Raw genomic sequence first — 23934 nt, 5'->3', positions numbered from 1 at the left:
CCTGAATCCTGAAGAGCCCATTAAAGTAGTTTCTCTTGGAGTCGAGGGGGCCTTTCCAGAACTTCGGCAGAGCTACCTGGGCTGGAGCCACAGGATGCCGTGGAGAACGGGCGAACACTCTTACTTAAGTGATCAATCCGTCGGTCTTCCGTGCTTTCATAGGCACGACAGATTACTACTTCTCGTGGGGACAAAATGATTGTTTTCTATCTGGTTGGCGCATTCCTAATTTATGCCGGAATCAGGCAGACAAGAAAATGGTTGAATTTAGCGGAGCGATATCGGCCGAGCTGGCTGTTCAAATTTCGAGTCGCCGTAAACCTTCTAGCCTGGTTTTTGGGGGCTACGGTTCTTCTGGTAACGCCGCTGTCAGGGGACCTAAGCGTCAGAATAGTAGGTTATTCTACAGTGGGTTGTGTTGCGTTTGGCATTCTTTCGTTCTTATCTCATAGGATCCTGGATGGGATACGCGACGCATCTTTGGGGCGAGTGCGGGAATATTTTGGATACAAAATTGATCTATGGTTTTGTGCGCTTGGTCGCGGGTTTGTGCGGTGGAATCAGATCATTGCTCCAACAGGCTGGGAAGAAATCAATATAAGCATCAAGAAAATTGAGAACTTCCTTTCGCCTATGATTATCTTTCGTGGATACGCCCTACTCCTGACATTTCTGCCGATTTTCGTATCTATGATGTTCGTATGGACCTACTCCTCTGGGGACGAAATGGGACAGCGAATGATGGGTTTAGTCGGTGCGTACAATCTTCTGGTAGCTTCATCTAGCCTCACGGTAGGAATATTGGTCTCTGTACTCGTGCTTAAAGTACTGACGATCGGTGAAGTGCTCTTGGTTCGTCCCAATGTAAAAAATGCGATCCAAATGATTGCAACTTATGCGGGATACGGCACTGTTATGGGCTTCGTGACGGCTGTGCTAGTCCCATTCATGGGGTCAGTCATGGCATCGGATGCCTCGAATCCGGTTGAGAGTTTTAGTTTCCTTTCACCACAACTTCTCATTGATTTGCCCGCAACGGGAGCAATCTTAGGATATATTCTTGGCTTGTTGCGTTCGAGCGTTGAATTGCTCCGCGCCGCAGAGAATCTTTTCGTGAGGAGGATGTTTTCACCGATACTTGGGATTGTTTCTATCGCAACTTTGGTTCATGTCGGATATGGTCCGCAGGGAATAATGAGACAAATGATCATGGTACTGCCGAAACCTGAGCAAACCGTCTGTTTTGATAATGATCTGATTATGTCCACTACTAGTGACACTGGGCTGCTGAGTTTGCTCGGAACTTGCTCCGTCAGCCCATTTACAATCGGTGATGAAACGTTCGTAGTTTTATCCGCTGTGACCTTATTCTTTTTCGCTTTGAGGGCCGTAATCCAAGATGCGCGGAAATCGGGTAAAACTGTCGTCGCATAATCATTTGATCAGTGTGCACCGGCGGCGATGCTAGGAAGTGCCCTTGGACGAAGTGCGAGCGGGGTCTAAGCCAGTAAGCCTCCGTGGGACTTCGGGCCTAGCCGTTTGCTTCTAGTAGTACACCGCCAGCGGGCCGTTAGGCCCCGCGATCACCTGGACCGGGGTTTCGAAAACCTCGGACAGGATTTCGTCATTCATGATCCGTTCCGGCGAGCCGAACTGGACGACCTTGCCGTGCTTCATTGCGCAGATGTAGTCCGCGTAATGGCCGGCGAAGTTAATATCGTGCAGCACGATCACGATGGTGCGGTTCAGCTCCTGGGCGGCCCGCTTCAGGTGCTGCATGTCGAGGTTGTTCAGCGGCTTATCTGAACCTTCATCTGTATAGCGGTTATTGCACGATCTGAAAATTTGAAACTAGTTTTCTGCGTCGATCGAGACTCGGCGTGGACTTTGCCCCCGAGGGCAGTACGAAGTCACGAGCAAAGGCGTCCAAGTCCTGTGTCTTCCAGCGGTCGGCTAGGTCAATGCAACTACTGGCAGACAGCTGCCCTGAAATATCGATGCTGAGCAGTCTTATTGCCGCAAAATCCGGGTCCCAGTCACTTTCCTCAAGCAACTTGAATCCCGCTTCAGTGTCGTATAGCCGGTTGCTAATTTCTTCTGAATGTTGGTACCAATAAGCCGCCAATGCGAGGTCTTTTGCGTCCTTATCGCTGCTGTAGTGGACTGAGCGGTCAATCCAAGCCCTCATTTTTAGCGCCGCGTACCCAGCCGGTTGTGGCAGTCGTATGTTCTGTCCGGTAGGAAGGCGGAGAGTGATAGATCGGCTGTAGACGTCCTGGAATCCGAAGACCACAAGTTCTTCGCCTCGCGGTGCGGGGGAGCTGATGCCTTCTGGATCCTCTATGGCACCAAACGGCATGATGTCCACTGGTGTTTTTGCAATTATGTAACGGATCCCGTTGCTTCCGCTTTTCGGATACAAGGCGTCTATGCGCTCGGTAATTTTCCAGTCGTCGACGGCGATAGCTATGTCCGCATCGCTTGTGGATCGCACCTCGAAAGCATGACCAAGCGCTGAATGGATGATATCCCGACTACCAGCGCCTATAAGAAGAACGTTCTCCGGAATAAGCGGAGTATTGCGGGTCAGCTCTTCGATCACTGGCGAAATCGTGTCAAAAAGACGAACGTCTACGCGGTTCAAATTGATCATAGAGAGGATTCTCGCAATTGAATGGCGGCTTCACGTTGACGACCGTCATTGGATGCGAGGAGGTCCGCATACGTGAGTAGTAGAGGAGCCTGATAAATTCCAGGATGATCTGGCTCATCCGGCGCTTCCCAAAATTTCTGGCGAATGAATATATTGGGCGCTTCATTATCGCGCCGCCACCTGCGTGCCCGCAATAAGCTCATTGGGAGGCCGTCGGTATAAAGAACTACACTTTCCGGCTGGACTAGAACTGGAGCGGCGGCTTCGCCTCCAACGTAAACCGTCTGGTCGTTAATTTTCAGATTGCTCCAGTCGCCGGCGAAGTGATGCGTTCTTGACTGTGAGCCAAGGCCGGTGGGATATGAAGCCGCCCATTGATCGATAAGGATTTCGCGTTGTTGGGACGACAGCTTCCTGCAATCATCGAGGAAACCGTACTGAGTGAGCAGTTCTAATGTCTCTTGCGTCTGGCCGATAGATGTTCCAGCGGCACGGGCAAGCTGGCGGATTGGACCTTGGAGCAATCCGGGCCAAGTGAGGAAGGCAAATATGATCTGGGATCGTTTCAGGCTGAAGAGGTTCACGCCGCCACGTTTCAGCTGGGTGTAGCGCTGAGTGGATGATCGCGGCGCACGTCGTCCGCGAATATCAATATGAACGCCTTCGAAACTAACAAATGCATTGCCAGCTTGATCGATGTAGTTAATGCCCTGTAACCGGAAGATTTCGGCGCTTCGTTCTGTGATGCGTGGGCCGACAAGCAGAAGCTTCCGACACCCGTCTAGAGTACGGTCGCGCCATTGTTGAGAAGTCGCAGTCAGGGTATCTGTGTACCCAAGTAAAAACTTACCTTGACCATGCTCATGAGCAAGCGTTACCGCCAGCGCATCATCTGTAGATATACGAGCGAAATCGGTGTTCTCAATGATTTTCAGCCCTAACTCTTCGAATCGCTCGAGTAGGCCAGCTGCGAGTTCTCTGTTCATCACAATCCCTCATGTTCAACGTAACTGCATTTTCATTCTAAATGAAAAATGCGTAATAGTGAACGCTAAAGTGTGAATTCTCGTTCTTGGTGGATCTAGTCCCACGGGATCTTCGAGTGGATAGTGTTGATTCTTGGGTTCAATGCGGCACGGTCGTCGCAAGATCCCAAAGGTTCAGGATATTGCAACTGTTAGAACCCGCCCAATTATGGTCCCGGAGTGAGTGCCGGCTGCTCGAATACTAAGTTCCGCGCGCTTAGTAGTACACCGCCAGCGGGCCGTTAGGCCCCGCGATCACCTGGACCGGGGTTTCGAAAACCTCGGACAGGATTTCGTCATTCATGATCCGTTCCGGCGAGCCGAACTGGACGACCTTGCCGTGCTTCATTGCGCAGATGTAGTCCGCGTAATGGCCGGCGAAGTTAATATCGTGCAGCACGATCACGATGGTGCGGTTCAGCTCCTGGGCGGCCCGCTTCAGGTGCTGCATCATCAGCACCGAATGCTTCATGTCCAGGTTGTTCAGCGGCTCGTCCAGCAGCACCGTTTCGGTGTCCTGCGCCAGCACCATGGCAACGTAGGCGCGCTGGCGCTGGCCTCCGGAGAGCTGGTCGAGGTAGCGGCCCTCCAGCTCGGAGAGGTCGAGGAAGTCGATGGACCGCGAGATGATCTCTTCATCCGCCGGCGTCAGCCGCCCCTTGGAGTGCGGGAAGCGCCCGAAGCCGACCAGCTGGCGGACGGTCAACCGGGTGACGAAGTGGTTCTCCTGGCGCAGGATCGATACGATCTTCGCCAGGTCCTTCGAGGCGGTGGAGGCCACGTCGTAGCCGGCCACCTCGATGCTGCCCGAATCGATGCCCAACAGGCGTCCGACCATGGTGAGCATAGTGGACTTTCCGGCCCCGTTGGGGCCCACCAGGGCGGTAATGCCGCCGGTCGGGATCTCGAGGGTGACCGGTCCGATGGCCACCTCGGAGCTGTACTTCTTATGCACTTCTTTGAGGGTAATCACAGCCGGCCCTTTCGCAGGATGAAGATCAGGAATGTCACGCCGCCCACGGCCTCGATGATGATGCCGACCACGCCTTGGGCGTAGAAGATATTTTTCATCACGAAGTAGGCGCCGGCGAGCACCACGAAGCCGGTCAGGAAGGCGATGGGGAAAATGAAGCGGTGGTCGTAGGTGTCCGCAAGCTGGTAGGCCAGGGTTGCCACCAGGAAGCCGAGGAAGGTCATCGGGCCGACCAGCGCGGTGGATACGGCCATCAGGATCGAGACGAAGAATAGCGTGCGCATCACCTCCGAGCGGTGGTTGATGCCAAGATTCATGGTGGTGTCGCGGCCGAGGGACACGATATTCATTTTCCGGGAATTCGAGATCAGGAAGAACCCGGCAATGAGGATCAGCGGGATGGCCACCGGCAGGTAGCTCATATCCGCATTGTTCATCGAGCCGAAGAGCTTCGCGGTCAGGATGTCGAACTCGCTCGGGGAGAGCATGCGCTGCATGAAGGTGGAGATCGACCCGAGGCCAGCGCCCAGGATGATGCCGATCAGCAGCATGATCTGGATATTGCCCAGCTTGCCGGACAGCAGCCAGCCGTAGAGCAGGCAGGCCAGGACCACCATGATCGCTACCTGCAAGGTGAACTGCCACAATCCCTGCAGGGCGACCACGCCGGCGGCGCCCATGAAGAACACCGAGGCGGTCTGCACCGCCACGTAGAGGGACTCGAAGCCCATAATGGATGGGGTGATGATGCGGTTGTTCGTGACCGTCTGGAATGATACCGTCGCAACCGCCTGGCAGAAGGCGACGATGGCCATGGTCAGGATATTGCTGGCGCGCATCTTCGCGATCAGCCAGAACCCGTCGGAGCCCACCGGCATCGGGTTATCCCAGGCCAGCAGGCCGAAGCTGAAACTCAGCGCCAAGGCCAGCATGATGGAGAAGATGATCCAGTAGCGGCTGCGGATCTTCTTCGTCGGCAGTGCGCCGGAGGCGCGGCCAAAGATCGGCGGCGAGGGAAGCTTGGGGGTGGTGCGTGGGGGAGTCATGAGCTTAGCCAAGTTTGCGCTGCCTCAGTAGCAGGGAAATGAAGACAACCGCGCCGAGCACGCCGAGGATCAAGGAGACCGGAATCTCGAAAGGCATGATGATGGTGCGGCCGATCAGGTCGCAGACGGTGGTGATGGCAATGCCCAGCAGACATACCCACGGCAGGTTGCTGCGCAGGTCATCTCCGCGGAACATGGACACGATATTCGGCACGATCAGTCCCAGGAAGGGAAGGTTGCCGATGACCACGGTGACAACACCGGTGGCAATCGCAATCAGGCCGGTGCCCAAAAGCATCACCTGGCGGTAGTTCAGCCCAACGTTCGTGGCGATTTCTTCGCCGAGCCCGGCCACGGTGAAACGGTCGGCCACGATGAAGATTGCGATGGCCACCAACGCCACGATCCACAGCACCTCGTACTGCCCGCGGATCACCGAGGTGAAGGAACCGGCAAACCAGATGCCCAGGGATTGGAGCATGTCGGTCTGCAGGGCAATGAAGGAGGAGAAGGCGCCCACCACGGCGCCGAGCATGATCCCCACGATGGGCACCGTCAACGAGGCCTTCAGCGAGACTCGCTGCAGGAACAGGAAGAAGACCATGGTGCCGATGAAGGCGAAGACGATCGCCACGGTCATCTTGGCCAGCAGCGAGGCTTCGGGGTTGATGATCAGCACCGTCAGCAGTCCCAGCCCGGCCCATTCGGTGGTGCCGGTGGTGGTTGGTTCCACGAAGCGGTTCTGCGTGAGCAGCTGCATGACCAGCCCGCTCATGGCCATCGCGGCTCCGGCAAGGACCAGGGCGATGGTGCGCGGGATGCGGGTCACGGCGAACATCGCCGACCCGTCATCGGCGCCGAAGATGTCATAGACACCGGTGAACAGGGAGAAGCCCAAGAGGATGAGGACTCCGAGGATGCCAAGCATCAGCTTGGGTTCGAGGAGTCTGCCCTTGGGCTTGACCGCGGGGGTCGTAGTAGTCATGGTGCCGCCGTGAATTCGATGTGTGGTGGATACGACCTCGTGGCGGAGCCGGGTATCGGCTCCGCCACGAGGTCGCTATTCAGCGTTCTGGTTACTTGGCTTCCAGCGCATCTGCAAAATCATTGAAGAACTCGGTGTAGGTCTGGATACCTTCGTTGGTGTAGGTATCCGCGGGCATGACCACGACGTTTCCTTCCTTGGCAGCGGTGACGTTGGCCAGGGCTTCGGATTTCTTCAGCAGGTCTGCGGCCGGGGTGTAGCCGGCTTCCTCGCTGGCAACCGCGCCGTCGCGGTCAAGGACGAGAATCCAGTCGGGATTCGACTTGGCGATTGCCTCTACCGAGATATCGTCGCCCTCGTGATCGGTGGAGGAATCCTCGACCACTAGTGCCGGGGTGAGGCCTAGAATATCGAAGGCCGGGCCGACGCTGCGTCCGCTACCCGGAGCTGAGTAGTTGATCTCGCCGCCGGAGGTGATCAGGCCCATGACCGTCGCGTCATTGTTGTATGCGGCCTTGGCGCGTGCAACTGCCTTGTCGAAGTCATCGGTCAGTGCCTTGGCCTCTGCCTGCTTGCCGAAGATTTCACCCAGTACGGTGGTTTGGCGCTTGAGCTCCGCGTCGAAGGCCTCGCCTTCGCGTGGGTCAAGATTCACGATGGTGGCTTCGGGAGCCAGCTTGGAAAGCTTCTCTGCGTGCTGGGTGAATCGCTGGCCGTTGATAACCAGGTCCGGGGCTACCTCGACAATTGCTTCGAGGTTCGGCTCGCGGTGGCTGCCGAGGTCAATGACCTTTTCATCTTTGGCGTAGCTGATGGTGTCTGGCATCAGTGCCACGGCGCCGGCGGTGAGCTCGATGCCCCAGGCCTCAAGAGTTTCGAAGGTGCGGTTGTCGGTTGCGACCACTGACTTCGCCGGAGTGTTGATGGTGTGTTCGCCGTTGTTATCGGTGAAAGTCACCGTAGAGGTAGACGCTGGTGCGGACTCTGCCGGGGCTTCGGCGTTGGAGCCGCAAGCGGTCAGGGAGAGTGCTGCAACGCCCAGCAAAGCTGCGGCGCGAAGTTTCATGGAAGCCATGTCATCCTTCGGGACGGGCGACCGACATTGGTCGCGCAAATGAGTGATCTGATAATTAGCCTAGCCTAAGCTGACCTAAATCGAATAAGCCAGACTGTTGTTACTTAGCTCACTTAATTCATGCTTGCGCGTCGGAATATCCGATTTCATGAGTGATTTTCCGCGTTTAGTTAGGTGAGGCAAGCTATTCGTGCGGCGAATATAGCGCAGCGAAACATCGCTAAATTATTCTCGGTTGGGCCATAATGGTCGCGTTCGGGTGTTCATCTGCCGTCATGAACCGCACGCACCACGGCAGGCGGGCGCGAAGCGCCGAACTAGGATACGAAGATGAGCGACTCTCTCGATCGAATCAACTGGCCCGTGACTACTCGGCGGCTCTTGCTGCGGCGGCTCGAAATTGCCGATGCCCAAGCGACGTGGGAATACCGGAAACTACCAGAGGTGCAACGCTGGATTACCTCGTGTGCCGATGATTTCCCGCAGTACCTGGAGCAGTTCATGGAAGCCAGGCGCTATGCCTGTGATGTCGCGGTTCAGCTGCTGGATGCGCAAGGCCGGCCGCAGTTGATCGGGACGGTCATGGTGAAGGTGAAAGATGGTTGGGGCCAGCGCGAGATCGAGGATGCGACCCGCGGCGTCGAAGCCGAGATCGGGTGGAGCTTCAACCCAGAATATGGTGGTCTTGGTTATGCCACCGAAGCGGTCCGTGGGGTCATCGACCTGTGTTTCGGGCAGTTGGGCCTACGCCGGGTCATTGCTGAATGCTTCGCCGCGAACGAGCCGTCGTGGCGGCTGATGGAGCGAATCGGCATGAGGCGTGAGGGATACAGCAAGCGCGATGCACTGCACCGCGATGGACAATGGCTGGACGGCATGAGCTACGCGCTTCTAGCCGAGGAGTGGCCTGCCCGGTTCGAATCCTGAACGCCCCTGAACATGAGCGAACCCTCCAACGCTTGCAGCGTTGGAGGGTTCTTGTCATCACTCGCACCTTCAAGAGGTACTTACGACTCTAAATGGGCACTCTGGGAATTGACTGGGTTATGCCTTGGGCTTTACCGTGCAAACTGGGCGTCCAGTCTCAGACGGCTAGGCCACTTCTGCTGCGGCTGATCGGCCAGCCGGTAATGGTCTTCGGGCGAGGAGTTGCATAGGTGCGCACCTTTGAAGTCCTCAGGCCCAGGCGAACCAAGGACTCGGCAATGGTCACCGCGGCACGCACCCCATCAACAATTGGCACGCCGGTGGCCTCACTGACCTTCGCCTCCAATTCAGCCATGCCGCCGCAACCCAGGCAGATCACTTCCGCCTTATCAACCTGCACCGCCTGTCGCGATTGCTCCACGATGGCCGCAACGGCCCGTTCGGGATCGGATTCCAGCTCCAGGACTCCCAGGCCGCTGGCGCGCACCGAGGCCAGCCGGTCGGTGAGCCCGGCAAGCTTCAGTCGGTCCTCAATCAGCGGAACGGTCCGGTCCAGAGTAGTCACGACCGAGTACTTATGACCTAAAAATTGTGCGGTAGAGGCCGCGGCCTCGGTGATGTCAACGACCGGGACCTCCAGCAGCTCCTGCAGCCCTTCCCGCCCGTGCTCTCCGTAGCCGGCCTGGATGACCGCGTCGTAGGCTCCGGGATAATTGACGACCTTGTCCATCACGGCGATGGCGGCGAGGTAGCTTTCGAAGTTTCCCTCGCAGGAGTCTGCGCCGAAATCGGGAGTCAGCTCGATGATTTCGGTGCCCGGCGAGGCGACTTTGCGAGCCGATTCGCCGATCGCGTGAGTCATCGAGGCCGTGGTGTTCACATTGACAATGAGAATGCGCATGATCAGTTCCTTAGAAATCAGTGCTTCGGGGTGACCGCGATGGCTTCGCCGTCAATATCCGTCAGGTCGAGGCGGCGCTTGGCCAGGATCAGGTAGGTAACTGCCCCGGCTCCGGAGCCGAGGAACCACGCGAAGGGTCCGATAACGTGCAGTGCGGGCAGGAACGCCAGGAGCAAGGCAATGACCGAGCTGATGGCCAGGGCAGCCACAGCGCGGAAGTTAACTCCGCGAGTGAAGTAGTAGGTGCCCTCTGGATTGGTGCGGTAAAGGTCCAAGACGTTGATTCGTGCCCGGCGTACGAGCCAGTAGTCGGCCATGATGATGCCGAATAGCGGGCCGAGCAGGGCACCGAGCCCGCCGAGGAAGTAATTGATGATTTCCGGGGAGTTGTACAAGTTCCAAGGCAGGATCACCAAACCGATGAAGCCGGAAATCAGGGCGGCGGCCCGGAAGTTCAACCGCTTGGGGAAGAGGTTGGTCAGCGCGTAGGTCGGGGCCACGAAGTTTGCCATCAGGTTCACCGCGATGGTCAGGATCAGCAGCGCACCGGAGGCCAGGACGAGCAGCAGCGTGTTGGGGATGGCCTCGACGACATCTGAAGGTGAGGTGATGATCGTGCCGTTTATGGAGAATTGGGTTCCGGTGAGCACCACCACGATGGCCCCGAAGAACAGCATGTTCAGTGGAATGCCGAAGAAGTTTCCGCGCACGATGGCGTTCTTCGAGGTGGCGCCACGGGTGAAGTCGCAGAAGTTCAAAACGAAAGTTCCGTAAATCGAAACCCACAAGGCAGCGGCTCCAAAGATGCCGACCCACATGTCCAGCCCGGACCTTGCTTCACCGGTGCTCATGGAGACGTTGAATCCCGATTCAAAGAGCATCCAGATGGCCAGTGCCAAGAAGGTGACGAGAATGACCGGGCCGGCAAAGGCCTCGTACTTGCGAATCATTTCCATTCCGTAGCTGACAATCACCAGCTGGATGGCCCAGAGGGAAACGAAGCAGATCCAGCCGAGGGTGTCGAGTCCCAGGAAGCTGGTCTGCTGCAAACCGACTGCGCTCGGTGCCAGTGCGATGACCATGACGCTCAGCACCTGGGATGCCAAGAATGTTTGAATCCCGAACCAGGCGATAGCCACGGCGCCACGCAACAGCGCCGGGATCTGCGCACCGTTGACGCCGAAGGCAATGCGGCTCATGACGGGGAACGGCACACCGGTCTTCTCGCCCATGAAGCCCGAGAGGGTCAACAGGGCGAAGAGGAGAATTGCCCCGATGCCCAGGGCGGCGAGGATTTGCCAGCCGCTCATCCCCAGAGCGAACAGTCCGATGGCGAAAGCGTAGTTGCCCAGCGAGTGCACGTCGTTGGCCCAGAGGGTGAAGATGCTGTACGAGTTCCAGGTGCGCCCCGTGCGCGTAGTCGGCGCGAGGTCCTCGTTGTACAGGGTGGCGCTGAGCTCATGTGGGTTGGAAGGGTCAATGCGTTCGTTGTGCGATTGGGTGATGATCGTCGGCGCGGAGGTGGTCTCCGGAATTTGATGCCCCATGGTGAGGTCCTATTCTCAGGTGCGTGCTGAGGATCGAAGTCTGCTCTCGACGGTGAGAAGCGTTGGGGACAACGAATTATCGACAGCGCGCATGAATGAATCATGCTGGTCTATGCATACGGAAGAAGCTGCGTGTACGTCCGCTGAGGGGACGAGATGACGCGTTACGGATAGATCGGCTGGCCGAAGTTCAAATAGAACTCGGTAGGTGTGCCCACCACGGGCTGGGCTTCGTGCTGCAGTCGCCAGGCTGGCTTTTCTGCGCGAATCCCTATGAGTTGTGTGCTCATGGCTGCTCCTGAGTTAGAGAAATTCACTCCGAGATGTGTGCCACATCGATTGTCCACCCACTTTATGCCGTGTGTCACATTACCGCAATAGAGAATCTCCATTTCACTGTGCGGAATTTTTCATGGCAGGTGTTGACTAGTTGATTTAGCTTAAAGCTGGTGCCGAGGAGATCGGCCGGACTTCGGCACTTCCCCTTTGCCCGGGGTCCGCGCAGGCGGATTGGCGGTGGAGCTGGCCGTCGAGGGGGTGGTGGCTGGATATGGCGACCGGCAGCTGCGAGGGCCTCCATCCAGCCGCCCGCTACCAAGGTTAACTGCGGAGGGGTTCCTGGTTGTCGGGAGGGGTGGATTCGCTCTTGGGTGCGCGTCTTGGGCGATTTGAGCAGGGACGATCAAGGGTTGACAGTGATCCGGGTCTCGTCTTAGAGTTTTCGTAAAGCAAAACAAATATTCCATGAAGTGGAATCTTTGAATAGGTTTTGAAGGGAAATCCAGTGTCTTACACTCTGAACTGCTCGATTCTGCTCACCGAACTACCCATTAATCAGCGTGCCGAAGCAGCCAAGCAGGCGGGATTCGACAGCGTCGAATTCTGGTGGCCATTCGCCACCGCCGTGCCGAGCGACAAGCAGGTAGACGAGTTCATCGGCTCGATCAAGAGCGCGGGCGTGCAGCTGGACGGATTGAACTTCTTCGCCGGAGATATGCCCGCGGGGGACCGCGGACTAGTTTCGTGGATCGGGCGCAGCGCAGAGTTCCGTGAGAACGTGGACGTGGTCACCGCTATCGGCGAGGCCACCGGATGCAAATCCTTCAACGCCCTCTATGGAAATCGTCTTGCGGGCTCCACCGCGCAGGCTCAAGACGAGCTGGCCCTTGAAAACCTGTTAGTTGCCGCCGGGGGCATCGAACGCATCGAAGGCACCGTTCTGATCGAACCGGTGTCCGGCACCGAGGCCTACCCGCTGAAGACCGCCGCCGAGGCACTGGATGTGGTCAACAAGGTCAAGGATGCGGGCAAGAAAAATATTGCCCTGCTGGCCGACTTCTACCACCTGGCGGTCAACGGCGATGATGTCCCGCAGGTCATCGAAAACCACGCGGAAGAATTCGGCCACATCCAGATCGCCGACGCGCCTGGCCGTGGGGCACCGGGAACCGGTGACCTGCCCCTGCTTGCCTGGATCGAACGCTCCCGCCAGCTTGGATACACCGGCAAGGTAGCCCTGGAGTACAAGCAGGAGGCGCAAACCGCCTTCAAATGGCTAGCCACCGCCGGCGCCAACGCCTCCTAAACTTCCACTCGCCCCTCGTGCGGGCCGCCAAAACACTTTTGGAGAATCACATGTCACAGAATGTTGCATTTATCGGCTTGGGAATCATGGGACTGCCCATGGCTAAGAACCTCGTCACCGCAGGCTTCAACGTCACCGGTTTCAACCGCAGCGAAAAAGCCGCCACCGAGCTTGCGGCAGCCGGCGGCCACGCGGCAAACTCAATCGCCGAAGCGGTCAAGGACGCCGACGTCATCATCACCATGGTTCCGGACTCTCCGGATGTCGAAGCGGTCACCACCGGTGCAGAGGGCCTGTTTGCGCATGCGAAATCCGGGGCCATCTGGATCGATAATTCCTCCATCCGCCCCGACGTAGCGGTGCACCTGTCGAATGCGGCGCGCGAGGCCGGGTTGCGTCCACTGGACGCACCGGTATCCGGCGGCGAGCAGGGAGCCATCGACGCGGTGCTCTCCATTATGGTCGGCGGTGAACCGGCGGACTTCGCCGTTGCCAAGCCGGTGCTCGAAGCGGTCGGCAAAACCATCGTCCTGGTCGGTCCCTCCGGATCCGGGCAGACCGTCAAGGCCGCCAACCAGCTGATCGTCGCCGCAAATATCCAGGCGCTCAGCGAAGCGGTGGTCTTCCTCGAAGCCTATGGCGTTGACACCGATTCGGCATTGAAGGTGCTCGGCGGGGGACTTGCCGGCTCCAAGGTGCTAGAGCAGAAGGGCCAGAAGATCCTGGACCGTGAATTCGGACCGGGATTCCGGCTGGCACTGCACCACAAGGACATGGGTATCGTCACCTCGGCCGCCCGCGAAGCCGGCGTGGTGCTTCCGATGGGTTCGCTCGTCGCCCAGCTGGTGGGTTCCACCGTCGCCAGCGGCGACGGCGCGCTGGATCACTCGGGTCTTTTCCGCGGAGTGCAGCGCCTTTCGGGTCAAAGCCAGTAGGTTTCCCACTTAGCTCTTCCCCTCATTCTTCCTGTGGCGGGTCCAACGCCTGCCTTCGGCAGCCGGCCCACCTGCTGGCGAACAACTGTTTTCGCCAGCAGGTGGAGTCCTTCGTTCCAGTTCGAGTCCGGCTTCCGGTGCTCGGGGTGGGCGTGAAGTCGATTCACTTCGTCGGCCCGCCACAGGTCATCCCCTCATGATCTTGATTCTTCTTTCACCGCTCCGTTCGGGGCCGAACCATCGATAAGGATGTGTGATTTCAATGCCTAAGATGCGCGCAGTAGATGCCATCGTGCTGATCCTGGAAAAGGAAGGCTCCACCGAAGCGTTCGGCTTGCCCGGCGCGGCAATCAACCCGCTGTACTCGGCGATGAAACAGCATGGCGGAATCCGCCACACGCTGCACCGCCACGTCGAAGGCGCCTCGCATGCAGCGGATGGCTACTCGCGGGCCAGCGGCAAGATCGGCTTGTGCCTGGGCACCTCCGGACCGGCCGGCACCGACATGATCACCGGCCTGTATGCGGCCATCGCCGACTCGATCCCGATGCTGTGCATCACCGGCCAGGCGCCAACCCACGTATTGCACAAGGAAGACTTCCAGGCGGTGGATATTGAATCCATCGCGAAGCCGGTGACCAAATACGCCAGCACCGTGCTGGAGCCGGGGCTCGTTCCGGGAACCTTCGCCAAGGCTTTCCAGATCATGCGTTCGGGCCGCCCTGGTCCTGCGCTGATCGACTTGCCTATCAACGTGCAGATGGCCGAAATTGATTTTGACATCGATGCCTATGAGCCGTTGGCGCCCACCAAGCCGAAGGCAACCCGCGGCCAGGCCGAGAAGATCGTTGACCTGCTGCTGAGCGGCAAGCGTCCAATTATCGTTGCCGGCGGTGGCGTGATCAACGCCAACGCCAGCGATAAGCTCGTGCAGCTGGCCGAAGAGCTCAACATCCCGGTCTCGCCCACCCTGATGGGCTGGGGTGTCATCCCGGATGACCACCGTTTGCAGTCGGGCATGGTGGGCATCCAGACGCACACCAAATACGGCAACGAATCCTTCTTGGCCTCGGACGTGGTGCTCGGCATCGGAAACCGGTGGGCGAATCGGCACACCGGTGGCCTCGAAACCTACCGAGCCGGGCGCAAGTTCATCCACGTGGATATCGAGCCGACCCAGATCGGCCGCGTATTCGCGCCGGATCTGGGAATTACCTCGGATGCCGCGGCGGCGCTGGACTCGATTCTGGAGATCGTGCGCGAACGCAAGAGCGCTGGACTGATCCCCGACTATTCGCAGTGGGCTGGACAGTGCACCGCCCGCAAGGGCACGAACCACCGCAAGACCAACTTCGACAATATTCCGATCAAGCCGCAGCGCGTCTACCAGGAGATGAACGCGGTCTTCGGGGCGGACACCACCTACGTATCCACCATCGGGCTCAGCCAGATCGCCGGCGCGCAGATGCTGCACGTTTATGGGCCACGCAAGTGGATCAACGCCGGCCAGGCCGGCCCCTTGGGCTGGACCGGTCCGGCAGCCCTGGGCGTCGTGCGCGGCAAGCCAGGGGAAAAAGTTGTGGCACTGTCCGGGGACTACGATTTCCAGTTCATGATCGAAGAGCTGGCAGTGGGAGCACAGTTCAAGCTGCCGTACGTGCACGTGGTGGTCAACAACTCCTACCTTGGCCTGATCCGCCAATCGCAGCGTCCCTTCGAAATGGATTACCACGTCTCCTTGGGCTTCGATAACATCAACTCCCCGGAAACCGACGGTTACGGCGTGGACCACGTCAAGGTCGCCGAAGGGCTCGGATGCAAGGCCGTTCGGGTGAATGATCCGGCGAAGCTGGCCGAGGGATTCGCCGAGGCGAACTGTCTGGCCGACGAGCACCAGGTCCCCGTGGTGGTTGAGGTGATCTTGGAGAAGGTCACCAACATTTCCATGGGTGCGCAGCTGGATGCGGTTAATGAATTTGAAGATCTTGCACTGGAGATCGGGGATGCGCCTACCGCGCTGGTGCCCATGAAATCCGGTGCCGGTGTGAGTGCCTGAGGTCGGTCGTCGCTGCCACTGGCAACTCCACATGAATTGCGGGTGCGGTTATTTTCAGGATAGGAGATCATGGAAATAACCGCACCACGCACCACAGAATTTAGTCTCAAGCTTTAAACGTAACGAGTAGGGAACGACTCATGAGCATCAACGAAGCTGTTGAACGCGAAGCCAGCGGCACCACAGATCTGGGCTTCGATCTGGTTATCCGTGGCGAACGCATCTTGACTACCGCCGGCATGGCCGCCCGCGAAATCGGCGTCCGCGACGGAAAGATCGTGGCCATTGAGCCGCTGGGAAATAATCTGCAGGGCACACGCACCATCGAGGTCGGCGACGACGAGGTATTGCTCCCGGGGTTGGTGGATACCCATGTCCACGTCAACGAGCCGGGGCGCACCGAGTGGGAAGGCTTCGAGTCCGCCACCAAGGCCGCAGCGGCAGGCGGTGTCACCACGATCGTGGACATGCCGCTGAACTCCATCCCGCCCACGGTGAACCTCGAAGCGCTGGAAATCAAGCGCGAGGCTGCCAGCAAGAGCGCCTATGTCAATGTCGGCTTCTGGGGCGGCGCCATTCCGGGTAACAAGAAGGACCTGCGTCAGCTGCACGAAGCCGGCGTCTTCGGCTTCAAGTGCTTCCTGCTTCACTCCGGAGTCGACGAGTTCCCCTCGCTGACCGTCGACGAGATGGAAGAGGACATGGCAGAGCTTGCCTCCTTCGATTCGCTGATGATCGTGCACGCCGAGGACTCGGACATCATCGATAATTCGCCGAATCCTGTCGGCGGACAGTACGCCGGATTCCTGAACTCGCGTCCGCGTGATGCGGAGAATACCGCCATTGCGCGGGTCATCGAGCGCGCCCGCAAGACCGGGGTACGCGCCCACGTGCTGCACCTGTCCAGCTCGGATGCCCTGGAGATGATCCGCGAGGCCCGCGCCGAAGGCGTGAAGCTCACCGTGGAAACTTGTCCGCACTATCTGACGCTGCTCGCCGAGGACATCCCGGACGGCGCCACGGCCTTCAAATGCTGCCCGCCGATCCGCGAGAACGACAACCGCGAACTGCTGTGGAAGGGCCTGGAAGAAGGCATTATCGACTGCATCGTTTCGGACCACTCTCCGTCCACTGTCGATTTGAAGGACGTGGAGAATGGCGACTTCGGCGTCGCCTGGGGCGGCGTCGCCTCGCTGCAGCTGGGCCTGCCGCTGATCTGGTCCGAAGCCAAGGGGCGCGGGCTGAAGCTGGAGCAGGTGGTGCAATGGATGGGCGTGAATCCTTCCAAGCTTGCCGGGCTGAGCGCCAAGGGCGGCATCGAAACCGGCAAGGACGCGGATTTCGCGATCTTCGCTCCAGAGGACACCTTCGAGGTGGATGTGGCCAAGCTGCATCACAAGAACCCGATTTCCCCGTATCAGGGCAAGACCCTGAGTGGCGTGGTCCGCCGGTCGATCATCGCGGGGGCCGACGTGGACTTCCAGACTCCTGGCGGAAAGCTGATCCGCCGCGAGCACTAGGAACTGGCTTTTGCCGGACCCCTCTTCTGCCTTTGAACTGGCGGGAGAGGGGTTTTCTCGTGCCGGATCGCGCGCTGGCCTCCAGGCAAGGCCGCATCGTAGCCTCAACACCTCCAGATTCCAATGCTTCCGGGTACATTCACTGTTTAACTGCCCGGTGTTCGGCTCACCTATAACAAAGAGGTATCGATTGGACGAGGCACGCGCGAATTGAGCCTCCCAGCTCATAGACTGTGAGCCATATGGGGATAGAGCAGTCGTCACTTCGAGTACAGGAATGGTTATGAACGCGAATACTGCTACCTCGATAATGACCAAGAACGTCGATGACCTGGCTTTGGCCGAGGTGGTGCATGCTTCACTGGTCTTAGGCTCAATTGTCGTGGCTGTGCTCCTTGCTTTCGGGATCAAGACCTATGTCCATTGGCGGCGGCATCCCAAGACCTCCCAATCTTTCGAGCCATCGGCCGAAGAAGATGGCGCCAAGCAACCAGCACAGAGCTCGCGGCAACGTCCTGCACCGCGGATCGAAATACTGCCGACTCTCGGAGACCTGCGCGGAAGCGGACGGATGAAGCGCGGCCTCGAAGACTCAGGCTGAAGTCCCGGCGCAACGGCGTGGAGGGCCACGAACCACACGTGTGGAGGCGTGGCCAATTAAGCGGCATCTTGGCTGGAGGCAATTCGTAGATTCAATGGCGAGTCTGGGCGCTATCTAGCAGCGCCGCCGGACATCCCGAGTTCTGCGGACGGGATCAACCGCATTTCTCCGAGACATCCCGACACCGCACCGGAAGGTGAACGAGTGACTGCCCAGTTCCAGCCGCACCCGGCGTTTCAGCGATTCGTAGGCTGGGCCAACCCCAGCGCAAGGTTGCTGCTTGTTCGTGCGGCTCAGGGCACGGGAAGATTCTGGTTCGCCAACTCCTGAATCGGCGACGGGACAGGAGAGGTCCATGATTTCTCCGCCAAGTCGCACAGCGACTGCTCCGAGTTGGCGATGCTTGATCAGCAGCTGGCAGAAGATCCGAACCTCCGTGCCGCAGTCATTCTTTCTCCCGGGCACACCGTATGGCACTTGGCTCTGCATGCACCAGTTCAATTTGCAGAACAGCGAGATCTGTCGCTTAGCCTCGCTTGTGGGAACCGCACAGGAATTGGAGAGCAACAGCAATCGGAAAATGCGCCACCGGCGCAAGGTCCTCAACGAATGAGTAGTAGCCATTGATCGTGAAATGGGCTTTCTGTCATGAACAGATGGCATGAATTCCCTGGTGCATGACTAAGTCAGGCTGAGTGGCTAGGGGAGATTCAGCATAGCTTCGACTGGATTATTTTTCAGATCTTCCAGTTTGACAACCTGCCTAGACTCTAGAACTTGGGAGGCTGCCTGTTTCGACAAGCGGGGGTAAAAGTGGTGGGAAGCGCTACCGATGTGTTGATACAGAACAGTTACCGATGTCCCGATGCAAAACAAAATTAAAAGAACTTGCCTAAACTCGCGTCATGATTCGGTGGTTGGGGACTCTTAACGTGTAGAGGCGATGAACCGGGTGCTTGGGGGACTCGAATTCACGCCGTTCGCGTCGGCGACTGAATGGCTTGCTGCTTGGGGCGCAAGCCGTTCAGTCACTGGAGCAATAAAGAGCAACCACTGGTTGGGATCTGTTGAGATCCTGTGAATATCGGAACGGATGGTCTGTTTGGAGCCCCTTGGTCCTTCTTGGTGATAGGGTCTACAAATATTAACTGGATAAGTGCGAGGTTTTGAAAAATCCGCCGGGGTGAATTCGGTTAGTGGACGCATCGTTTTCGAAGTATGGGGACTTTATGGCAATTGATTCGGGAGCCGAAATTGCGGGGGCTAGCGATTCGGAACTGATTCAGGGCGCACGCGTTGGAAGCCGGGTGTGCCAAGAGCGGCTGTACCAGCGCCACAAGCAAGTTGCGCTGGCAGTTGCCTATCGGCATACCGATAATCCGTCTGAAGCAGAGGATATTGTGTCCGAAGCTTTTTTGAGAGTTTTCGCAAGCCTCAAGCATGGGTCCGGGCCGACCGAATTCTTCCGCGCGTATCTGTTGACCTCGGTTTCCAGGGAGGCCTTCTCTAGAAACAGAGCTGCGCGGCGTGAAGCCGACATCGATGAGATCGCAGAGTTCGCGAGTGAAACCCCGGATGCTGACGAAGTCATGCGGCGCGCCGAATCAAAGATCGTTATCCGCGCTTTCAAATCGCTGCCGGAGCGATGGCGTGCAGTTTTGTGGCATAACGAAGTCGATGGGCTTCCTCCCCGCGAGATCGCGACGATTCTTGGTATCACTCCCAACGCAGCGTCTGCGTTGGCCGTTAGAGCCCGTGAGGGGCTACGTGAGTCTTACCTTGCTGCCCACCTCAAAGAACATGCAGGCCTCGTTGCCGACTGCGCGTCTGCGCGCAAGCAGCTTCCCGCGTTTATTCGAAATAACTTGAGTCCCAAGGCCACTCGATCCCTGAAGTCGCACCTTAAGAATTGCCCAGACTGTTCGCTTGTTTACGGCGAGCTTAAAAACATCGGCGCGCCCATGCGCAGCGTGGTGCTGCCATTGTTCGTTGGGGGAACCACTGTCTTAGGTATTTCAGCGTCAGGGGGACTGGCGCAACTCGGCGGCGGAATTACCGCCGCTACTGGTGGTTCCTCGGTTGCAGTATCGACTGCCGGTTCCGGGGCTGCAGCTGTGGTGACGGGAACCGTGAGTGCTTCGGCAGTTGCAGCTGGAGTGGGAGCTGGCCTAGCTGCGCTGGCGGTGGCCGCTTCAGCGGTCGGTATTTTGACGCCACTATTTGACGACCGTTCAACAGCACCCGTTGCATTGCCTCAGGAGCGGTCCGTTGAACAAGAGCCGGATAATGTAGATCCGATCGATGCGCCCTCCGCATTGGAGGACATCCTCATGGATCTCGTGTCATTTGAGTCCGCCACACCTGAATCGGAGGGCCGGGAGGGGCTGGACGACAGCCAAATGCGCTTGCCTCTGCAGAGCCCCGAGGGCCAGCGATCGGATCTCCCCGATAACGCCATTGCTGACTATCCTTTGAATTTGGGTAGTCCGGGCACTCCTACAATGCCTCCTGTAGAAGAAGCGTCCGATCTTCCGGCTTCTGCGCCTACGGTTGAACCAACGCCGGAGCCTACGGTTGAGCCGACGGTGGAGCCTTCGCCGGAACCTACGGTCGAGCCTTCGCTGGAACCTACATCGGAACCAACGCCGGAGCCTTCGCCGGAACCTACGGTCGAGCCTTCGCCGGAACCTACGGTCGAGCCTTCGCTGGAACCTACATCGGAACCAACGCCAGTGCCTACGGTTGAGCCGACGGTGGAGCCTTCGCCGGAACCAACGCTTGATCCGACTGTGGAGCCTTCGCTGGAACCTACATCGGAACCAACGCCAGTGCCTACGGTGGAGCCTTCACCGGAACCTACGGCGGAACCTTCGGTCGAGCCTTCGCTGGAACCTACATCGGAGCCAACGCCAGTGCCTACGGTTGAGCCGACGGTGGAGCCTTCGGTCGAGCCTTCGCTTGTACCAACGCTTGATCCGACTGTGGGGACTTCGCTGGAACCTACATCGGAACCAACGCTTGATCCGACTGTGGAGCCTTCGCTGGAACCTACGGCGGACCCAACGGTCGAGCCGACACCGGATCCATCCGAAGAACCGGTTGATCCAGAAGAGCCCGAATCGACATCGAGTTTTGACGTGTCGGTGGAACGAGTTAGCGACCGCTTCTTACCGCAGTATGTTTTCACAGTCGTCCCCGGAGCTGTAGCGCCCGGAGAGACCTTTGAGTTCAGCATGAAGATGGACCGCCGCTACTGGGGTTGGGCTAGCTTCGGACAGAACTGCTCGTCGAGTTCACGGTACTCGCAGCAGATGAACGTTGAATGCGTGGTCTCCGAGGACAGCCCTGTAAAACTGACGATCACGGTTCTACACGGACGCGGCAAGCTGGGTGTCCTTGTCGCGCAACCCGGAGCACCTGGATCAGGGGTCGAATTCGCTGTCCCTCGGCAGTAGCACCGGGCGGACGGGTAGGAAGCGCGCATCCGCCGTAAGCGGGTGCGCGCTAACGAAATCCCCGACGAGCAGATATCGCTTTGCGCCCGGCTATTGATTGGCTGATGGGCTCACCGATTACCGGTACGACATCATAAATATCGACCAGACAGTTCACTGCTGCTCTCATATGTTCAGGGTTTGCGGATGGCTCACCGTATCCTTGCTAACTTTTCTTTTCCAGAGAGGATCAAAAACTCTTGACCTGCATTCGGAATGTGTTTTAGGCTTCAAGGTAACCTGATATACCAATTGGATACTAAATGAAGATTTTGTGCTGGGCCCCAAGGAGGCACTTGATTCGCGCGAAATCCAACGGTCTTGAGGCCATACGAATAACCGTCACAAATGGCCGGCGCTGCACTTGCTTGCGGCTCCGACCCAGACGCAAAATCTTCTCTCCGGTTGGCCTAGGGATCCACAGCCAAGCATTCTGAGCGAGGGTAAAACCCAATGATCTCCAATGAAACAATCACCAGCTACCTTGAACGGCTCGCTTCTAAGGCGCCTACTCCGGGGGGGGAGGTGCTGCCGCGGCCTTGCACGCCGCCCAGGGCGCCGCGCTGGTGTCCATGGTTGCCGAGTTTACCTCCGGACCGCGATTCCGAGAGGTCGAGGACAAAGCTCAGCCGATCGCCAAACACGCACGCGTACTGATGCGTTCGGCGCTGTTCGAGGCGCAGGAAGACGAACGATTGTTCGGGGCCTTAGGCGATGCATACAGGATGCCCAAGGAGGATGAAGAGCAACAGGCAGCGCGCACCGCGGCCATACAAAGCGCCACCATTGCCGCGGCCGCACCGTTGGTCTCAACCGTTGAATCCTCCGCGGTGGTCATTGAGCTCGCCCAGCGTTTGGTCGAGATCGGAAACCGATCGGTGATCAGCGATGTGGCTGCCGCCGCCGAAGCGGCGCGAGCCGCCCTGGGTACCGCGCTGGTGACGCTGGAAATGAATATTGCGGCAATACAGGAAGCCGAACAGCGCGAACGCTTGAGCCTCGTGGCCAGCCAAGCCGCCGACGCGATCGTGGCGGCAGAAGCACTCAGCGCGCAGGTCCGCTTGGTGGTGGCTGCATGACCGCGCAACGCCTCGCCGGACAGCCGGTGGCCGCAGCCATCCGTGAACGCACCGGCCAACTCGTTTCGCGGCTGGCGAGCGAAGGGATCACCGCCCGGGTGGCGGTGGTGCTCGCAACCGACAACGAGGCAACGTCCTGGTATGTGCGCTCCATTGAACGCGCCGCCGAACGGCTCGGAGTTCACTGCCAGGTGCTCGACTTGGCCACCGGCACCCAGTCGGAGATTGCCCAAGCGATCCGTGCCTTGAACGCAGACGAGAAGGTGTACGGCATCATTCTGCAGACGCCGCTGCCCGAATCGGTTGACCCGGCCTCCCTGGTGCAGCTGATTGACCCGGCCAAGGATATTGATGGAGCCAACCCGCTGAGCCTGGGCAGGCTCAGCGTGGGCCAGCCGGCCTTTGCGCCGGCTACGGCACGTTCGGTCATCGAAATCCTCGAACACTATCAAGTCCCACTCGCCGGAGAGCACGTTGCGGTGGTGGGCCGTTCCGCGGTGGTGGGCAAACCGCTCGCCCAGCTCTTGCTGCAGCGCGACGCAACGGTGAGCATCTGCCATTCTCGAACCACCAATCTCGCCGAGATTACCAGGGGCGCGGCGGTGACCGTTGTGGCGGTTGGCCGGGCGAACCTGCTCACCGGCAACGAGGTCAGCGATTCGTCGGTAGTCATCGATGTGGGCACCAATGTCACCGAGGATGGCCAGCTGGTAGGCGATGTTCACGCGGAGTCGGTGCAGCCACTGGTCCGGGCGATGAGCCCGGTGCCCGGGGGAGTAGGCACGGTAACCACCGCCCTGTTGATCCTGCACGCAACGCAGGCGGCGCTAGCCGCCCTTGAAAATGCCGCATCGAAAGGAGCTCCCATGGCCGGACGCAGGTAGCTGTTCGCCAGCGTTTAGGGCACAAGTGCAAGGCAAGCCAGCCCGCATGGTTGCTTAGGACGTTGAACCGGCAGGTACAAGGCAACAATAGTATCTTCACGGTGCGCGTTGGCCTGGATCCGGAGTGGGATCTGGCGCCGGCGCAGCGCTGGAAAAAATAGCCGCTGCATCATCGCTTGGAAGGCCGATGATGCAGCGGCTTTCTTTGTGTTCCAGAGATTTTTGCCGTTCGAGCGTTGGCGTGGCCTGCCCACCGCAAACGGCCCATGCCGTGTTGCGGGTGGTTCAGATCAACGGGCAGTGCAATTCGAAGGGCCGCCACCTTGTAAATGAGCCAGGTGTATGCGGTTGAATGAGCTCCACGTAGAACTGGGACAAATTGGACACCAAGTCTCGAAGTCTACTGCGGTAGTGAGAGAGCTTCGCATCATCACGGCTCAATGGTTGGGCCCAGTTGATGAAGAATGGGGGTTAGAAGTGGTAGATGGGGCGTGATCGATCTGGGCGATGAATTCGTTGACCCATTGAACGGCGGAGATGACATCAGCGGCTACGTTGAGTCCATTTGCTGCTTCGGCATAGAGGGATTCCCAGTCGGTTTCTTCAACCGCTACAGGTGGCCAAGGGTGTGAGCTGGTCAAGTTTCTG

Annotated in this window: 20 protein-coding genes and 1 pseudogene; 10 read left to right on the top strand and 11 right to left on the bottom strand. The window is 58.6% G+C overall.

Annotated elements, in window-relative coordinates:
• Nucleotides 1–195: 195 nt before the first annotated feature.
• Entirely contained in the window at nt 196–1434 is a 1239-nt protein-coding gene (locus CIK76_RS15360) for a hypothetical protein (RefSeq protein ID WP_096255418.1), read from the top strand.
• A 111-nt stretch (nt 1435–1545) separates the two neighbouring features.
• Here CIK76_RS15360 and CIK76_RS15355 read toward each other — a convergent pair.
• The 7 genes and pseudogenes from CIK76_RS15355 to CIK76_RS15325 all read right to left on the bottom strand — a co-directional run.
• Nucleotides 1546–1803, bottom strand: a pseudogene (locus tag CIK76_RS15355) (iron ABC transporter ATP-binding protein); the annotation flags it as partial.
• Nucleotides 1804–1825: 22 nt separating this feature from the next.
• The gene (locus CIK76_RS15350) at nt 1826–2653 is read right to left on the bottom strand and encodes a hypothetical protein (RefSeq protein WP_096255266.1); all 828 of its coding nucleotides are present in this window, start codon (nt 2651–2653) and stop codon (nt 1826–1828) included.
• The gene (locus CIK76_RS15345; RefSeq protein WP_096287989.1) at nt 2650–3639 is read right to left on the bottom strand and encodes a type IV toxin-antitoxin system AbiEi family antitoxin; all 990 of its coding nucleotides are present in this window, start codon (nt 3637–3639) and stop codon (nt 2650–2652) included. Before CIK76_RS15345 ends, CIK76_RS15350 begins: the two co-directional genes overlap by 4 nt.
• A 256-nt stretch (nt 3640–3895) precedes the next feature.
• Nucleotides 3896–4651: an ATP-binding cassette domain-containing protein gene (locus CIK76_RS15340; RefSeq protein WP_096287987.1), complete on the bottom strand. Its 756-nt coding sequence runs from the start codon at nt 4649–4651 to the stop codon at nt 3896–3898.
• Nucleotides 4648–5697: an iron chelate uptake ABC transporter family permease subunit gene (locus tag CIK76_RS15335; protein ID WP_096254015.1), complete on the bottom strand. Its 1050-nt coding sequence runs from the start codon at nt 5695–5697 to the stop codon at nt 4648–4650. Before CIK76_RS15335 ends, CIK76_RS15340 begins: the two co-directional genes overlap by 4 nt.
• A 4-nt stretch (nt 5698–5701) precedes the next feature.
• Nucleotides 5702–6682 carry an iron chelate uptake ABC transporter family permease subunit gene (locus CIK76_RS15330; RefSeq protein WP_096254014.1) on the bottom strand — a complete coding sequence of 327 codons (981 nt, stop codon included), beginning with the start codon at nt 6680–6682 and terminating at the stop codon, nt 5702–5704.
• 91 nt (nt 6683–6773) lie between these two features.
• Entirely contained in the window at nt 6774–7757 is a 984-nt protein-coding gene (locus tag CIK76_RS15325; protein WP_096287984.1) for an ABC transporter substrate-binding protein, read from the bottom strand.
• Between the two features lie 330 nt (nt 7758–8087).
• On the opposite strand from CIK76_RS15325, the gene CIK76_RS15320 reads away from it, so the two are divergent.
• On the top strand, nt 8088–8684 hold the full coding sequence (locus tag CIK76_RS15320; protein WP_096254011.1) for a GNAT family protein: 597 nt from the start codon (nt 8088–8090) through the stop codon (nt 8682–8684).
• Nucleotides 8685–8841: 157 nt separating this feature from the next.
• On the opposite strand, the gene CIK76_RS15315 is transcribed toward CIK76_RS15320, so the two are convergent.
• The 3 genes from CIK76_RS15315 to CIK76_RS19920 form a co-directional block, all read right to left on the bottom strand.
• Nucleotides 8842–9585 (bottom strand): aspartate/glutamate racemase family protein, encoded by a 744-nt coding sequence (locus CIK76_RS15315; RefSeq protein WP_096287982.1) that lies wholly within the window; start codon nt 9583–9585, stop codon nt 8842–8844.
• A gap of 17 nt (nt 9586–9602) precedes the next feature.
• Nucleotides 9603–11132, bottom strand: a complete 1530-nt coding sequence (locus tag CIK76_RS15310; RefSeq protein WP_096254008.1) for an NCS1 family nucleobase:cation symporter-1 — start codon at nt 11130–11132, stop codon at nt 9603–9605.
• Nucleotides 11133–11296: 164 nt separating this feature from the next.
• Nucleotides 11297–11422, bottom strand: coding sequence for a hypothetical protein (locus tag CIK76_RS19920; protein WP_255248506.1), 126 nt, complete (start codon nt 11420–11422; stop codon nt 11297–11299).
• A 494-nt stretch (nt 11423–11916) separates the two neighbouring features.
• Between CIK76_RS19920 and CIK76_RS15305 the strand changes: the two genes are divergently transcribed.
• The 8 genes from CIK76_RS15305 to CIK76_RS15270 all read left to right on the top strand — a co-directional run bounded on the left by CIK76_RS15305 (nt 11917) and on the right by CIK76_RS15270 (nt 23286).
• Entirely contained in the window at nt 11917–12717 is an 801-nt protein-coding gene (locus CIK76_RS15305) for a TIM barrel protein (protein WP_096287980.1), read from the top strand.
• Complete coding sequence (locus CIK76_RS15300) at nt 12684–13652, top strand: 2-hydroxy-3-oxopropionate reductase (RefSeq protein ID WP_096254005.1); 969 nt, start codon at nt 12684–12686, stop codon at nt 13650–13652. The genes CIK76_RS15305 and CIK76_RS15300 overlap by 34 nt, the downstream gene beginning before the upstream one ends.
• Before the next feature lie 262 nt (nt 13653–13914).
• Nucleotides 13915–15708 carry a glyoxylate carboligase gene (gene gcl, locus CIK76_RS15295; protein ID WP_096254004.1) on the top strand — a complete coding sequence of 598 codons (1794 nt, stop codon included), beginning with the start codon at nt 13915–13917 and terminating at the stop codon, nt 15706–15708.
• A 140-nt stretch (nt 15709–15848) separates the two neighbouring features.
• Nucleotides 15849–17228: an allantoinase AllB gene (gene allB, locus CIK76_RS15290; protein ID WP_096287978.1), complete on the top strand. Its 1380-nt coding sequence runs from the start codon at nt 15849–15851 to the stop codon at nt 17226–17228.
• A gap of 283 nt (nt 17229–17511) precedes the next feature.
• Nucleotides 17512–17829: a hypothetical protein gene (locus CIK76_RS15285; protein WP_141393585.1), complete on the top strand. Its 318-nt coding sequence runs from the start codon at nt 17512–17514 to the stop codon at nt 17827–17829.
• A 1229-nt stretch (nt 17830–19058) separates the two neighbouring features.
• Entirely contained in the window at nt 19059–21284 is a 2226-nt protein-coding gene (locus CIK76_RS15280) for a sigma-70 family RNA polymerase sigma factor (RefSeq protein ID WP_141393584.1), read from the top strand.
• 578 nt (nt 21285–21862) lie between these two features.
• The gene (locus CIK76_RS15275; RefSeq protein ID WP_255248505.1) at nt 21863–22402 is read left to right on the top strand and encodes a cyclodeaminase/cyclohydrolase family protein; all 540 of its coding nucleotides are present in this window, start codon (nt 21863–21865) and stop codon (nt 22400–22402) included.
• Nucleotides 22399–23286 (top strand): tetrahydrofolate dehydrogenase/cyclohydrolase catalytic domain-containing protein, encoded by an 888-nt coding sequence (locus tag CIK76_RS15270; protein ID WP_096287972.1) that lies wholly within the window; start codon nt 22399–22401, stop codon nt 23284–23286. Before CIK76_RS15275 ends, CIK76_RS15270 begins: the two co-directional genes overlap by 4 nt.
• 437 nt (nt 23287–23723) lie before the next feature.
• Here the strand turns inward: CIK76_RS15270 and CIK76_RS19660 are convergent.
• Nucleotides 23724–23934, bottom strand: a 211-nt coding sequence (locus tag CIK76_RS19660; RefSeq protein ID WP_217990413.1) for a hypothetical protein, incomplete at its 5' end; no start/stop codon positions are given.

The sequence above is a fragment of the Glutamicibacter sp. BW80 genome, assembly GCF_002332385.1.
Lineage (GTDB): Bacteria > Actinomycetota > Actinomycetes > Actinomycetales > Micrococcaceae > Glutamicibacter.
Note: the sequence above shows the minus strand (reverse complement) of the source record. Positions and strands in the feature narration are given on the sequence as shown.

Coding starts and splice junctions, on each gene's coding strand:
- CIK76_RS15315 (WP_096287982.1), bottom strand. CDS start 9,585: ATGCGCATTCTCATTGTCAATGTGAACACCACGGCCTCGATGACTCAC.
- CIK76_RS15285 (WP_141393585.1), top strand. CDS start 17,512: ATGAACGCGAATACTGCTACCTCGATAATGACCAAGAACGTCGATGAC.
- CIK76_RS15310 (WP_096254008.1), bottom strand. CDS start 11,132: ATGGGGCATCAAATTCCGGAGACCACCTCCGCGCCGACGATCATCACC.
- CIK76_RS19920 (WP_255248506.1), bottom strand. CDS start 11,422: ATGAGCACACAACTCATAGGGATTCGCGCAGAAAAGCCAGCCTGGCGA.
- CIK76_RS15280 (WP_141393584.1), top strand. CDS start 19,059: ATGGCAATTGATTCGGGAGCCGAAATTGCGGGGGCTAGCGATTCGGAA.
- gcl (WP_096254004.1), top strand. CDS start 13,915: ATGCCTAAGATGCGCGCAGTAGATGCCATCGTGCTGATCCTGGAAAAG.
- allB (WP_096287978.1), top strand. CDS start 15,849: ATGAGCATCAACGAAGCTGTTGAACGCGAAGCCAGCGGCACCACAGAT.
- CIK76_RS15270 (WP_096287972.1), top strand. CDS start 22,399: ATGACCGCGCAACGCCTCGCCGGACAGCCGGTGGCCGCAGCCATCCGT.
- CIK76_RS15325 (WP_096287984.1), bottom strand. CDS start 7,757: ATGGCTTCCATGAAACTTCGCGCCGCAGCTTTGCTGGGCGTTGCAGCA.
- CIK76_RS15330 (WP_096254014.1), bottom strand. CDS start 6,682: ATGACTACTACGACCCCCGCGGTCAAGCCCAAGGGCAGACTCCTCGAA.
- CIK76_RS15360 (WP_096255418.1), top strand. CDS start 196: ATGATTGTTTTCTATCTGGTTGGCGCATTCCTAATTTATGCCGGAATC.
- CIK76_RS15300 (WP_096254005.1), top strand. CDS start 12,684: ATGGCTAGCCACCGCCGGCGCCAACGCCTCCTAAACTTCCACTCGCCC.
- CIK76_RS15320 (WP_096254011.1), top strand. CDS start 8,088: ATGAGCGACTCTCTCGATCGAATCAACTGGCCCGTGACTACTCGGCGG.
- CIK76_RS15335 (WP_096254015.1), bottom strand. CDS start 5,697: ATGACTCCCCCACGCACCACCCCCAAGCTTCCCTCGCCGCCGATCTTT.
- CIK76_RS15350 (WP_096255266.1), bottom strand. CDS start 2,653: ATGATCAATTTGAACCGCGTAGACGTTCGTCTTTTTGACACGATTTCG.
- CIK76_RS15345 (WP_096287989.1), bottom strand. CDS start 3,639: ATGAACAGAGAACTCGCAGCTGGCCTACTCGAGCGATTCGAAGAGTTA.